The 13,573-nt window shown below is 63.1% G+C and carries 13 protein-coding genes; 7 read left to right on the top strand and 6 right to left on the bottom strand.

The annotated features are described in order from the left end of the window. From ABZX61_RS03160 to ABZX61_RS03150, 3 genes are read right to left on the bottom strand one after another with little or no spacing between them, the layout of a single operon-like run. Complete coding sequence (locus ABZX61_RS03160; protein ID WP_355191070.1) at positions 1-2,088, bottom strand: hypothetical protein; 2,088 nt, start codon at positions 2,086-2,088, stop codon at positions 1-3. Continuing rightward, entirely contained in the window at positions 2,085-2,843 is a 759-nt protein-coding gene (locus tag ABZX61_RS03155) for a hypothetical protein (RefSeq protein ID WP_355191068.1), read from the bottom strand. Before ABZX61_RS03155 ends, ABZX61_RS03160 begins: the two co-directional genes overlap by 4 nt. A gap of 58 nt (positions 2,844-2,901) precedes the next feature. Continuing rightward, a complete protein-coding gene (locus tag ABZX61_RS03150; protein WP_355191454.1) occupies positions 2,902-3,573 on the bottom strand; it encodes a Crp/Fnr family transcriptional regulator in 672 nt (223 codons plus the stop codon). 335 nt (positions 3,574-3,908) lie between these two features. On the opposite strand from ABZX61_RS03150, the gene ABZX61_RS03145 reads away from it, so the two are divergent. From ABZX61_RS03145 to ABZX61_RS03115, 7 genes are all read left to right on the top strand, one after another. Then, positions 3,909-4,559 (top strand): hypothetical protein, encoded by a 651-nt coding sequence (locus ABZX61_RS03145; protein ID WP_355191066.1) that lies wholly within the window; start codon positions 3,909-3,911, stop codon positions 4,557-4,559. A gap of 140 nt (positions 4,560-4,699) precedes the next feature. Further along, the gene (locus ABZX61_RS03140; RefSeq protein ID WP_355191064.1) at positions 4,700-4,918 is read left to right on the top strand and encodes a hypothetical protein; all 219 of its coding nucleotides are present in this window, start codon (positions 4,700-4,702) and stop codon (positions 4,916-4,918) included. 27 nt (positions 4,919-4,945) lie between these two features. Continuing rightward, entirely contained in the window at positions 4,946-5,392 is a 447-nt protein-coding gene (locus ABZX61_RS03135; protein WP_355191062.1) for a single-stranded DNA-binding protein, read from the top strand. A 291-nt stretch (positions 5,393-5,683) separates the two neighbouring features. After that, complete coding sequence (locus ABZX61_RS03130) at positions 5,684-6,610, top strand: bifunctional DNA primase/polymerase (RefSeq protein WP_355191060.1); 927 nt, start codon at positions 5,684-5,686, stop codon at positions 6,608-6,610. Between the two features lie 23 nt (positions 6,611-6,633). After that, on the top strand, positions 6,634-7,812 hold the full coding sequence (locus ABZX61_RS03125) for a DUF3631 domain-containing protein (protein ID WP_355191058.1): 1,179 nt from the start codon (positions 6,634-6,636) through the stop codon (positions 7,810-7,812). Between the two features lie 175 nt (positions 7,813-7,987). Further along, positions 7,988-8,182, top strand: a complete 195-nt coding sequence (locus ABZX61_RS03120; RefSeq protein ID WP_355191056.1) for a helix-turn-helix domain-containing protein — start codon at positions 7,988-7,990, stop codon at positions 8,180-8,182. Positions 8,183-8,193: 11 nt separating this feature from the next. After that, on the top strand, positions 8,194-9,558 hold the full coding sequence (locus tag ABZX61_RS03115) for a tyrosine-type recombinase/integrase (protein WP_355191054.1): 1,365 nt from the start codon (positions 8,194-8,196) through the stop codon (positions 9,556-9,558). Between the two features lie 80 nt (positions 9,559-9,638). Here the strand turns inward: ABZX61_RS03115 and ABZX61_RS03110 are convergent, their stop codons facing one another. The 3 genes from ABZX61_RS03110 to ABZX61_RS03100 are packed head-to-tail and all read right to left on the bottom strand — an operon-like array spanning position 9,639 to position 13,349. Continuing rightward, positions 9,639-10,349: a hypothetical protein gene (locus ABZX61_RS03110; protein ID WP_355191053.1), complete on the bottom strand. Its 711-nt coding sequence runs from the start codon at positions 10,347-10,349 to the stop codon at positions 9,639-9,641. Beyond that, positions 10,346-12,976 carry a serine protease gene (locus tag ABZX61_RS03105; RefSeq protein WP_355191051.1) on the bottom strand — a complete coding sequence of 877 codons (2,631 nt, stop codon included), beginning with the start codon at positions 12,974-12,976 and terminating at the stop codon, positions 10,346-10,348. The genes ABZX61_RS03110 and ABZX61_RS03105 overlap by 4 nt, the downstream gene beginning before the upstream one ends. Next, positions 12,969-13,349, bottom strand: a complete 381-nt coding sequence (locus ABZX61_RS03100; protein ID WP_355191049.1) for a CU044_2847 family protein — start codon at positions 13,347-13,349, stop codon at positions 12,969-12,971. Before ABZX61_RS03100 ends, ABZX61_RS03105 begins: the two co-directional genes overlap by 8 nt. Positions 13,350-13,573 lie beyond the last annotated feature (224 nt).

The raw sequence follows: 13,573 nt of genomic DNA, 5'->3' as shown, positions 1-13,573 counted from the left end.
TCAGCTCCTGTGAACGAGTTGACGCAGGTGATGGTGAAGTTCGGCGGAGATCTCGCCGTGGTGCCGCCAGAGCCGGAGGTAGAGCAGTGCTCTCTCGGCGTTCCGCACATCGGTCAGGCTGAAGATCTGGTCCGTGATCTCCCGTACGGTCGGCCGCTCGCCGTAATAGCGCAGCCATTCGTTCAGCAGCAGGTCCCAGGACTCGGGCACCACCAGGCGCCCCTCTTCCTCGTAGCTGAGCGCGTTGCGCCAGAGCATCACCAGAGAGGGATGGGGATCGAGGTCACTGGGATGCGGCCGCTCGGGGCTCGAGACGGGCAGCGCGGCCAGTCGTCCGAAGGCGAGGGCGGCGCCGCGACGACCGACCGCTCCTCCGTCACGGACCCAGTCAGCGAGATGGTTCATGATGGTGGGCGCGGTGTTCCTGCGATAGAGGTAGGCGATGGACTGGGCCACGTCGCGGTGGAACTTGACGCCCCTGCTCAGGACCAGGGTCCTGAACGCGGCGAGGGCTTGGTCGGGTGCGGAGAGGCCGACGGACGAGGCGTAGGCGCGGATCGCGATCGCTTTCTTCGCGTCGTTGCCATGGATCATCGAATCGAGATGGAGGTGGACGCGGCGGGTCATCGATGGGTTCTCGGCGGCGGCTTCCAGTGCCAGGGCAGCGAGTTGATGGTCCCGGGGTCGGCGGGAGCGGCTCCACACCTCCAGGAACCGTTCGTTGACGAGGGAGAAGTCGAAGGTCGCTAGCTTTCCGACCGCGTGCCCGACCTTGATCCTCGTATGCCAGGATCCCTCGCCGCCGAGCCAGATCAGCCAGTCGACCAGCGAGTCGCGGATGGTCGGCTGGTCCTCCCAGATCACGCGCAGCATGACGGCCGCCAGCTCGGGGCGTCTCAGCCTGATGCTTCGCCCGCCGCCGGGCCCGGCGGGTGTGGCCTCGGCATCCACGTACTTCAGCCAGGCCGGCAGGTTCTCCCAAAGCTGGACCGATTTCGGCGAATGATCACGACGCCACTTCTCGTCGAGCCGTTCGGCCAGGGCCAGGGCCGCGCCGGAGATTTCCGCCTCGGGCAGACCGTGAAGTACGGCGATGCTGGTCATGAAGCACCGGCCCAGAGTCGGCCTGCGCTTTTCGAGGTTCTCGCCCACCTTCGCGCGCATTCGATGGAATCGCTGGTTCAGCATGGTCTCGATGGGGCTGCCGGACTCTATCGTGGCGGCCACCTGCCTGACCAGTTCGACCACCTGCCAGGGCGCGGAGAGGACGCGGAGCTCCTCGTCCAGAATCTGCTGATCGTCTGCGGCAAGCCGTGCGCCCGATGCCTGAACGGACAGATGCTTGGTGAAGATCCGGCGGTTCGGCGGTGGGTCGTGTTCGATCACGGGCGCGATGGAGGACTGGATGTGCTCCGGCACCAGGACGATCATCCTGTAGTCCGCGTTGACACCGGCACGCTTGAGACTCGTGGTCACCCTGTCGACGGCATTGGGCGTATCGACCAGGTCCAGCAGATAGCCGTGACCCGATTCCAGTTTCCAGTCGCGGGGGTTCGGCGTGCTCGCTCCGTACGGCATGATCCAGCTCACCCTGCCACCCCAGTCGAGTAGCGCCGCCAGGGCCGTGGTCGCCTTTCCCGTCTCTGCCGCTCCACCGAGCAGGATCAGGCGCCGGCTGTCGAGCAGCCTGCCTATTTCGGTTTGTGACTGGGTCGGTACCAGCGTTCGCCGTAGGTCCGCGATCTCGGTTTCCGTCAGTTCGTTGATCGTCGCTGTCGGTTGTGGCCGCCCCTGGCCTATGTGGATGTCGCCCTGGGCGAACCAGAGGTTTCCCTTCTTGACGCGGTTGCTCACGCGGCCGCTCAGGTCCCGGGTGCCGGGGCTGGACAGTTCGTCGGCGTACAGGTCGTCCAAGCTCTGCCGACGTTCCTGCCACTCCTGCCGGGAGGTGGCCATTTGATGACGGATTGGTTGGTTGTCGGGTTCCTGAAATGTCTCGTCCTCCTCCTCGGGCGAGGCGTCCTCGACCAGCGGTTCTTCCGGCTGCGAGGCTTCAGGGCCCGATTCCTCAGGCGGGGAGTCGCTCATTTCTTCCTCCGCTCAGGGTCATGAGTGAGGTTGATGTTTCCTTGCGCGAAAAAGATGTCGCCTTTGTTGACCCGGTTCTTGATCGATCCGCTGCCCGACGGAGGTGTGGACGGGGCGTCGTCGCTGGGCAGCGGGGATTCCGGAGGCTCCATGTCGTGGACATCGAAGTGCGGCACGTACAGGTATGCCGGGTACTTCTGTTTCTTCTCCGCCACCGCAACCTCCAGGAACTCCGACGGCCTGGGCCGCCCTGGGCCCTGTGACACGTAGTCGCGAAACACCTCCCGCGAAATGATCAGCGCTAGGTCGGCGTCGCGGAAGATGTCGAGCGCGGCCCGGATCGGTGCCGAATCACGCAACCTCGCGGGCTGTACCGCGTGCTGCCCAGGCCACCCGGCCGCACCGTCCAACTGCAACGGTCCGACGTGGACGGCCAGCCGTATTCTCATCCGGGCCCAGGTGGGATCGGCGCGTCGGCTGTTGTGCGCCGCGATGGCCACATCCAGCTCGGTCAGGAACTGGTCGAGGAGAAGAGGAATCGTGACGAGAGGGCCCGGCTCGGCGGGAAGGACTGCGGTCAGCGAATCACCGCCCACCTGGCGCGACCACGACTCGTGGTCCAGCTGAACGCGATCCGCCGCCGTCTCGATAGCGCTGATCAGGCCGGACTGGAGGGTTCGCTGTTGGGCGTCGGTGCGGCCGCCGTAGTTCTCGATGTCAGCTGTGAGCAGGACGTGGTAATCGTGCATGACCATGGCATCTCCAATGAGCGGGTGGGGCTCTAGCGTGAGGCACCATCCGGCGGGAGAAGCCTTAGAAATATGGCTTGGCGAGGAACGGGAGGTCGGCGAGCGCAGTCAGCCCTGCCAGGTCCTTCACCACTACGTCGCGGTGCCCTCGTCGGATGACCCCCTCCGCGGCCAGTTCGCGCAGCGCCTTCTGCGTCGTGATCTCCTTGGCGCCCACCAGCAGGCCCAGCTCGGCTCTCGTGAGCGGGATGCCTATGCTCACTCCGTCATCCGTGGCGCGGCCGTGCCGCGAGATCAGCGCGATCAGCACGCGTGCCAGGCAGATCTTCGTCTCGTACCCGGCGAAGTCGAGGCGCCGTTGATTGGCCCAACGCAGCCGCTCGGCCACAACCTGCGTCAGCGCCAGCGCCGCGGCCGGGCGCCGGGCCACGAAAGAGCGAAATACCGGGCCCTTGACCTGTTGGCAGACAGCGCGCCCGCAGGTGGTCACAGTCGCCGACCGCGGCGACCCATCCATAGCGGCCATATCACCCACGATGTCACCCGACACCCGAATCGCCAGGGTCGCCTCCACACCGTTCTCAACGCCTCCGGTCACCTTGACCAGCGCGTCCAACAGGATCCAAACCGATGTGCCGCGATCTCCCTGGCTGATCAGCACGTGCCCGGGTGGGAACGAGCGCAAGATCCCGAGCCCCAGGAGCTCCGAGCGCAGCTCGTCCGTCAAACGGTGCATGAAGGTGCCGGTCGGCCATCGGTTGGGTGCCAAAGTTTCCTCCAGCAGGCGATGTCTCACACATATGCCAGCCGGGTTGTCTCGGCAAGGGAGTAATACGTTCGCGGATCGGTGAAGCCTTTGCACGGGAATCCACCTGCGAGCGTCAGCGAGTCGGCGGGACTCCAGGAAAGGCCCGCCCCTTTTGTACGGTGTTCGTCCTGGTCGGCGACTAGAACCGCCAGCCAAGATCGCGTTCCCCCTGCAGGATTCGGACCTACGCACCAGACTCCGGAGAGGATAACAAGGCGGGCGATGACGCCGAGTTCATCATCAAGCTCGGCCGCGCCCTCGGCGTGATCCTGGTGCTGGCCACCCAGCGCCCGGACAAGGACAGCCTGCCCACCGGCATCAGCGCGAACGTCACCATCCGGTTCTGCCTGCGCGTCGCCGGCCAACTTGAAAACGACATGATCCTTGGCACATCCGCCTACAAGAACGGCATCCGCGCCACCGTCTTCCAGCCCAAGATGGACGCCGGTATCGGCTACCTGCTCGGCGCAACCGCGATGCCCAAGGTCGTGCGCACCGCCTACCTGGACACACCCACCACACAACGCATCGCCGACCGCGCCCACGCACTACGGGCCAGCACAGGAGCACTGAGCGGGCACGCCCTCGGCGAGACACCCGAGCAGCTCACGCCCACCTTCGACCTGCTCGCCGACATCCTCACTGTAGTCCCGCCGTCCGAGACCAAGGTATGGAACGAGGCAATCGTGGATCGCCTCGCCGAGTTGCGGCCCGACATCTACGGCGTATGGGCACGACTGGAGGGCGGCGCGAAGACGGCCCAGCTCACGACCGCGCTCAAGCCGTACGGCATCAAGACCATGCAGGTCTGGGGCACGCCGGAGGGCGGCGGCAAGGGCGCGAACCGCATCGACATCACCCGTGATGACATCGTCACCGCAGTCACCCAGCGCGACAGAGGCAAGGCGTCGTAACCCAGCCGATCGCCTCTAGACCTAGAGGCAGACCCCTCTAGGTCTAGAGGCCCACCTAGAGCCTGAAACGGCATCTGACCTGCGACCTAACACCTAGACCCTGACCTGCGGAAACTCCGGAAACGGCCCTGGAGGCCCACATGGCCACCGTCGTCGCCCTTCTAGCCCTCTGCCTACCGATCGTCACGTTCAGTTACATCGGGTTCTGTCTCGCCTCGCCCTGGGGCGTCTGCCTGCGATGCCGCCCCGGCGGCAAGAACCGCACCTGCCGTGCTTGCGACGGCACTGGCATGCGGCCCCGCCTCGGCTGGCAGCTCTACGTCTACGCCCGGCGCCTGTACCGCGACGGCACCCACTAACCCAGTCTCACGCGGAAGGAACCCGCCATGTCCGGCGAGACCACCATCACGATCATCGGCAACCTGACCAACGACCCCGAACTCCGCTTCACCCAGACCGGTACGGCCGTCTCCACCTTCACCATCGCCTCAAGCCCGCGTACCTACAACAAGCAGCTTGAGCAGTGGGAAGACGGCGAGGCCCTGTTCATGCGCTGCTCGGCCTGGCGCGACCTCGGCGAGCACATCTGCGAGTCCCTCACCCGAGGCACCCGCGTCATCGCCTCCGGACAGCTCCGGATGCGCACCTACGAGACCGGCGAGGGCGAACACCGCACCGTCTTCGAGATGACCGTTGACGAGATCGGCCCATCCCTGCGCTTCGCCACCGCCAAGCCCGCCAGAGCGGCCCGCAAGGCCCCTACCAGCCACAACAGCGGCGCACCCGACACGTGGGCCACCAGCGCCCCGACGGGCAACAAGCCGCCGTTCTAGCCACGCTCACGCGGCACCGGGATACGGCCTCGGCGACCAGCCGCCAAGCACAACCGCCGAGGCCACCCACCCCGATCACGAGGAAAGGCACTGCCAGCATGACACCGACCAGCACCCATCCCCACCACTACACCCGAACGACCGCACCACGCCCACACCTGCAAGACCTCAACCACCTCGGCCGGGGTCGGCTCACGCTCGACGCACACAGCGCCACCCCATTGGACGCACTCATCCACGTCCCTGCCGAGGGCTACCGCCCCCGGTTCCTTGCGGCCAAGGAGGCGTCCAATGGGGTGGCCTGACCTGACCCGCGCCGCCCTCAAGGCCGCCGCTCGTGGCTGGTGCGTCTTCCCACTCACCCCACGCGGCAAGAAGCCGTTGCGCGGCTTCACCGACTGGGAGCGACACGCCACCACCGACACCGACCGCATCGCCGCCTTCTGGCCACGCCAGCCGTACAACATCGGCATCGCCTGCGGCCCGTCCAGGCTGGTCGTGATTGACCTCGACCAGCCCAAACCCGGCGAGCACCCGCCCGTCGGCCTCGCCCAGCATCACCCGCAGAACGGAGAGCACGTCTTTCGCCTGCTGTGCGCCGAGCACGACCAGCCATACCCCGACGACACGTTCACCGTCCGCACCCGGCGCGGCGGCACGCACCTCTACTTCACCCCGCCCGAGGGCCTGAGGCTGCGCAACAGCGCAGGCCACAAGGGTGGACTCGGTTGGCTGATCGACACCCGCGCCTGCGGTGGCTACGTCGTCGGCCCCGGAAGCCACGTCACGCAGCCAGACGGCACCGGCCCTTACGAGATCACCCGCGACCTACCACCCGCCCCCCTCCCGGTCTGGCTCGCCGAGGCGCTCACACCCGCCGCACCGCCCTCGCTGAGCGCCGCCGATCTGCCGGCCTGCCTACCCAGCCACCGCCTGAGCCGGTACGTCGAGGCCGCGCTACGCGGCGAGCTCGAACGCGTGGCCACCGCCCGGCGCGGTACCCGCAACCGCAGCCTCAACACCGCCGCCTTCAACCTCGGCCAGCTCGTCACGCGCGGCGTGCTGACCGCCGAGGTCGTCATCACCGCCCTCCAGTCCGCCGCCGAGACCGCCAACGCCGAAGGCGACCCGAACCCACCCCGCGAGATCGCCGCCGTCATCGCCTCGGGCCTGTCCGCAGGCATGCAAGTCCAGCCCCGCCGTCGCAGGGCCGCATGAACACCAACCAAGGAGCACCACCCATGAACGACCGCACGCCCGCCGGCGCCACCCTGCTCGACCGACTACGCGCCGCGCTCACCCGCTACGTCATCCTGCCGAGCCCCGAGGCCGCCGACGCCGTCACCCTCTGGATCGCCGCCACCCACGCCCAGCCCGCGTGGGCACACGCGCCCCGCCTGGTCATCCGAGGCCCGGAAAAGCGCTGCGGCAAGTCCCGGCTCCTGGACGTGGTGGAAGCCACCTGCCACGAGCCGTTCATCACCGTCAACTCCTCCAGCGCCGCCGTCTACCGCTCCATCACCGAAGACCCGCCGACCATGCTTGTGGACGAGGCCGACACCATCTTCGGCCCCAAGGCCGACGGCAACGAAGACCTCCGCGGCCTGCTCAACGCCGGCCACCAGCGCAACCGCCCGGCCAAGCGCTACGACGCCGCCACCAACCGCGTCGAAAGCATCCCGACCTTCGCCATGGCAGCACTCGCCGGCATCGGAGCCATGCCCGACACCATCGAAGACCGCGCCGTCGTCATCCGCATGCGCCGCCGCGCCCCCGGCGAGAACGCCGCTCCCTATCGGCATCGCCGAGACCGGCCCGCTCTCCGCGAACTGGCCACCGACCTGAATCTGTGGCTCCGCGCTGACCTGTCCGTCTTGGAAGCGGCCGAACCCAGCATGCCGGTAGAAGACCGCGCCGCCGACACCTGGGAACCCCTCGTCATCGTTGCTGACCATGCGGGCGAGAACTGGCCTGATCGCGCCCGCACCGCCACGTTGACCCTCACCGCCGAGGCCGACGAGAACGACCAAACCTCGGCCCGAGTGCGACTGCTGGCCGCCTGCCGTACTGCGTTCGGCCCCGACACCGCCCTACCTACCGCCGTCTTGCTGGAGCGCCTCAAGAGCGACTCTGAGAGCGAATGGGCCGATCACGGCCCTGCCGGACTGACCGCGATGAAGCTCGGCACGATGCTGCGCGAGTACGACATCCGCTCGGGCAACATCCGCTTCCCCAACGGCCAGCAGGCCAAGGGCTATCAGAGGGCGGACTTCGCCGACCCGTGGGCGCGCTACTGCCCAGCCCTCGGCCCTATCCCAGAGGCCGATGTGGTGCCGATCGAGAGGGACAGCCGTCCCAGCCGTCCCAGCCTCGTCACCGCAGGTCAGAGCGGGACGGCTTCCATCGCCGGGACGGCATGACCCGTCCCACCAAATCAAGCCGTCCCAGGCTTGACCTGCGGAAATGACCCTGGGACGGCTGGGACGGCTCACCCCCGCCCAACCACCCGCGGGCACCCTCGGCGACCAGCCGCCAAGCACAACCGCCGAGGCATCACCCAGCACCGATCACGATGCCCGAAAGGCAGCCACCACCATGACAACGCGTCCCAAGGCCCTGCTCACCATCGCCGAGGTCCTCGACGAGATCGACGTCCCGAAATCCACCTTCTACCGCTGGCTGAACACCGGCCGCGGCCCAAGGTCCCTGAAATTCCCCAACGGCAAGCGCAAGGTCCGCCGCTGCGACCTGGACGCCTGGCTCAGCACCTTCGAGCAGACCGCAGCCTAGGAGGACAGCACATGGAAACCCTCGACGTCGTCATCTGGACCATCCGCCAGCGCAAGGGCCGCGCCAAGCCCTACGAACTCCGCTGGAAGGTCGGCACCGAACCCAAGTCCAAGTCCTTCCTCACCCGCGCCCTCGCCGACCACTTCCGCGCCGACCTGCTCAAGGCCGCCAAGAAGGGCGAACCCTTCGACACGCTCACCGGCCTGCCCGCCTCCATGACAAAGACGGAAAAGGTCAGCCTGAGCTGGTACGACTTCTCCCGCAAGTATGTCCACATGAGGTGGAAGGGCGCTGCCGCCAAGACCCGCGAGAGCATCGTGGATAGCCTCACCGTGGCCACGTTCGCCCTCCTGACCGACGAGGCTGCCGGCCTCGGCAAGAGAGAGATCAGAGCTGCGATGCAGTGGGCCCTCATACCTCGCGAGGAGGACGAGGTGGCCCCGCTTCGCCTTAAAGACGCCGTTCACCTGCTCAGCAAGAGCACTATCAGGGTGAGTGACCTCGCCGACCCCATCGTGACCCGCAACATCTGCGAGGAACTCACCCTCACGCGCGACGGCAAGCGAGCGGCCGCGGACACGACAGCCCGCCGACGCCGCGGCCTCAACACCGCTCTGGAATACGCTATCGACCTCGGCGAACTGATCGAGAACCCGCTCAAGCGCGTCAAGCAGAAGAAGGTGGCCAGGGACAACACCGTTGACCGGCGATGCGTGGTCAACCCCGCCCAAGCTCGCGAACTGCTCGTAAGCCTCTCCTACGTCGGAAGCTGGCACCGTGGGAGAGGCCGCCGCCTGGTGGCATTCTTCGCCGCGCTGTACTTCGCCGGTCTTCGGCCGGCTGAGGCAGTGGGCCTTCGCAAGACTGACTGTCACCTGCCCGAGGAAGGGTGGGGATTGCTCACTCTCGAGATCACCCGCCCAAGCAGCGGCAAGCAGTGGACGGACAGCGGGACCGTACACGATCAGCGCGGGCTCAAGCAGAGAGAGGAACGGGATGTCCGGCCCGTGCCAATCCCGCCAGAACTCGTTCACATCCTAAGGTCGCATCTCGAAGAGTTCGGCACGGCCCCTGACGGACGGCTATTCCGCAACGAGCGCGGTGGCGTTCTCGGTGCTTCTACCTACTCACGGGCCTGGGAAGAGGCTCGCCGTTTCGCCCTAACTACGCAACAGATGGCCTCACCCCTCGCGGGCAAGCCTTACGACCTGCGTCACGCTGCCCTGTCCACATGGCTAAATGCAGGCGTTGACGCGACGGTCGTAGCGGAGCGCGCAGGCAACAGCGTTGAAGTTCTCCTCAAGCGTTATGCCAAGTGCCTCGACGGGCGCGACAGCCAAATCAATCGCCGAATTGAAGCCGCCCTTGAAGCCTGATCAGGTTCAGACCCCTCAGCAGCATCGTCGTAGGCCAGGACCATCGGGGTGACATTCTGCGGAGGCCGAAGTGTCGGCCCTTACGGCCTCTGCCGATCACTCTGTAAGTCATTCGGGCTGCGTAGCGTAGGGGTTGTCGGAAGCTCGAAGCGTTCCGTTAATCTGAAGTCGAGGCGTTGGATTGCTTCGAGTAGTATCTTCATTGCCTCGCCAACAGCTTCAGTTGATTGCGTCTGTTTGGCTAGTTCGCTCCAGGCATGCATGAGAGGAGCCCACCAACGCTCCGCTTGCTGCACCTTGTTCGCAAATTCGAAGAACTTGTGGACATCCAGATCGTCGATCTCGATACTCTCTGGATTACGTTCGAGGAACTCGATTGCCAAGAGGACGGGTTCGGTATATAGGTGCTCCTTGAGAAAACGAAGCCGTTCGACCCGAGCTTGATCGTGCCGCAGTTGGATAAAAGCGTGAAGGGTTTCGCTGCTCAAACTAAGTACACCACATGCAGTGAGATCGCGAAAAATTCTGTCCTTGCATTTAGCTGGCTTTCCAAGCACAGCGTTGATCGCAGATTCCGCCGCTGCAGCCTCATCTACATCCCATTCCTGGGCGATCTTGCGGGCCATGCTTAAGACATAGTCATGCACGTAGCTTTCCCGGCTGACATGTTTAGTGCGGCCTCGTTTATACCTTCCTCTGATACGCGCCTGGAAGTGGAATCCGCTTGTGGCGGACGGAAGCTGCAGCTGCTCGATTGCGAATCCTATGAATCCTGTACGATACATCATCATTGAGCGACAGTGGGTGGGATTGACTGATCACGTCTACTCACGGCCACTTGATGCTCTGTGCGAATTACTGCATCAATGTCCCGGATAGGATTGCGTCCAACTTTAGCGCCAGCCTCGTTAAGCCTATAGCTCAGGTTGAAAATCGATTGGAGAAGGCCGTAGGTCATGGCGGCAGCTGCTATCCGCCGGATCAAGGCGTGATATAGGTCATCGTCGGGCCCCGCTCTAACGACCAAAGCTGCTAGTGACTTGTCTGCACCGTGGATCTCCGTGAGTTCCGATATAACCTCTCCCAACATGCGGTCCACGTCCGAACCCCGCGCATCATTGGAGAGAAGCCATGGTTCACCCTCGACCTCGGTGTCCATGGCCGCCGCGAATGCCAACTTAGCCGATTTTGGAATCGTCGCAGCAGCAGTCTTCGGAAACCATGATCGTATGGCGTTCAGGAACCACTTCTGAAGTTCGTCATCTCGTGCGACTTCTCGAAAGATTTCAAGGAGTCCCTCTTGCGCGCCGGCAGACAGCTTTGGTGCGTCAGCGACGCGTTTTAGCCGTATCAGTGCAATGCTCTTGCGGTCAGTGCGCAGAAGTCGTGCACATACAGAGAGAACTGTCCTTTGGCGGTCGACCTGCCATGCCCAGTCATAGAGGAGCCTTTCGCAACGACGCTGCATGTGAGGATCCAAAGCAGCATCGCGGAGAACGTCAGCCAAAATATTCCGCTGTTTATGCTGATGGGCTACCTTTGCAAGACTGCCTTTGATGAAATCTACGTCTTGATGTCGACGAACAAGAGAGGATAGCCAGTCCCTGGCTATAGTTTTCCATTCATCGTCTTCAGAGGCCTGGCTTGTCATCCAGTCAGCTATAGATTCGCGGATGGCCGCGTAATTGTCCCATACGTATCTGATGGTAGCGGGGCCAAGGCTTGGGCGCTTCATTCGTATTACTTCATGTGCGTCGACTCTCGCATCAATATAGCGTATCCGACCTCGTAGTCCTGGTCCTGCGAGGATATCTCCAGGGGTCGCTGTGTTGCTTGCGGGCGAAGAAACACCGCCTACAATATCTTGAAGGCGCTTACTCTCCATCTCGAATTGGCTGAGCCGTGCCACGCCACGAATGGCTAGCGCAATGAGGAGGCAACGATCTTCTAGGGACAAAGGAAGCAGGTCATCAAGCTTATCGCGCCTACTCGGCACCTGATCGCGCGTACGGTCCCGGGCAGGGTCGGAAAAGAGCAGATCGAGTGTGTCGGCGTGATTGTCTAGTGCTTCTGTAATGCGCTTGTGGATAGGCTCCGTATCGCCATCTGTATAGGATTTATATGTTGAAAGGATTGTGTCGACAGCTTCGAGTGTTTGCACAGCGCTCATTCCCTCGAGATACGAGGATAGGTCATCCCATCTGATCTCCTCGCGCAGTTTCTCGTCACGCAGACTGAGATAGTGCTCTGCCAGCCTCCGCGGGTTTGGCGACGTATCGATATTAATGACGCAGAGATGAGGGATCTGTCTGATGCCTCGCCCTCGCCATAGGTCGCTCGATATAGTGATTATTAGCCTAGACTGTAGCGCCAAGTATTCTTCTGCAACATTACTCAGGTCTTGTATGAAGGCTATTGAAGGGCGGTCATGTTCCGGGTCGCTTAGATCTAGTATGTAAGCGCGCTTTGACCGTCGGGGAAGGGCTTCTGAAGACGGTTCGTCCCAGTCGCCCGGTTCCAGTCTCGCCATCTGTAGTTCGGTGTCAGTGCTGCGGGCAAGGAGTTGTTCAGCGAAGGTTGTTGCCCCGACTCCAGGTAGCGCAGTGACTATAATAACGTCCCCACGTGCCAGGGCGCTTACGCCCTCGGCCCATTTCTTCTCCCACTCGTCCGGTTGAATAAAATAGGGATCTGCTTGGCACTTGGATCGGTCAAACTTAGCCTCCTGGAGCCATTTTTGTCGATCACTATCGGTGTAGGGAGAGCTGCGCTCGATTGCAACCGATAGGTCCTTAGGCAGTAGTGGTTCTAGATCTTCTATCCTGCCTATCGATATCCGGCCTGCTGACCATGCGCTATCTGTGTTGTAGCGGTTGCTAAGTATGCCGACGACTGCGCCATCTGATGTGCGCAGTACCGGACATCCACTCATTCCAACTGCTGTGCCGTCAGCCCGGGCTTGGGCCATCAGTACGCCACTGGGAGACTCCCTCGCCACACCTTCCCATGTGCCCGTTGTTCGACGAAAGTCGTATTCGGCGTATCCAGACGGCCTCGTGGCGTCGGGTATCTCTGCAAACCCCGTAAGGTGGATTGGTGTATCTGGCCTTTGTGCATCAGACAGTGCAAGGAATGGAACGTTCCTTGCGAATTTAGTATGAGTCTTCAGGACAGCGATGTCGTGCTCGCTGTCGAAGCGCTCCAGAAATGCAACGGAGCGCATATGACCATCCATCGACTCATATTGAACAGAGTCGCCTTCCGACGCTGACTCGATAACGTGGTACGCCGTAACGAGATATCCGTCGGCCACCTGAAAACAGGTTCCCGTTCGCCTGCCCGTGCCGTCAAGAATGCGGCCGAGGAAGAGCAGTGGCTCATTGAATTGCTTCCCAATTGCCGCCGAAATCTCATTCATCGCTATCCACCCTTAGCGTCTGGGCGTTTGCGGAGCTAGTGTCATCATCATCCACGATGGCGGGTCCATTGAAGATGAGTTTTACGGCTAACGAGGCCTCCATGCCGGCGCTCGCAATAACTATTTGTCCCTGCGTGGAAAACTTGACTCCGAACTGGACTTCAACCTGGTCCGGTGGAATCACATGAGATGCAAGCTTCTTCCTAACATCCATCGCCGATAAGGCGACGCTTTCAATTACTGTCTGAGCGCGCGCAAACATATCCTCTAGGAGCTCAGTCCGGCGCTCGCTGCGGGAAGTCGGTTCTCTTCCTGGCCCTGCGACGGCCTCGATCAGTACGGGAACTCCACCTATCTCAGCGGGGATGAGCACGTGCGAGCCCTTCTCTTGTCCGGCGGCCACACTGAGTCTACTAGTTTTTATTCAGAAGTCAGGGGAGAACTTTAGCGTGCAGGATGAGCTGTTTACGCTTTTTGGGCTAGCCGAAATTCACGTTCGTGGCTCATCCAGATTGCTGGAGCTTCCGCACAGGTTGTCTACGGTCTCCGAGCGGCTTGCTGAGTCCGGTCTTTCCCCTGCGGTCCTCGCACACCTGT

Origin of the sequence: Nonomuraea sp. NPDC003709, assembly GCF_040610775.1 — a bacterium.
Classification (GTDB): domain Bacteria; phylum Actinomycetota; class Actinomycetes; order Streptosporangiales; family Streptosporangiaceae; genus Nonomuraea; species Nonomuraea angiospora_A.
The sequence above is the reverse complement of the archived record's forward strand: the minus strand, read 5'-3'. Positions and strand labels throughout refer to the sequence as shown.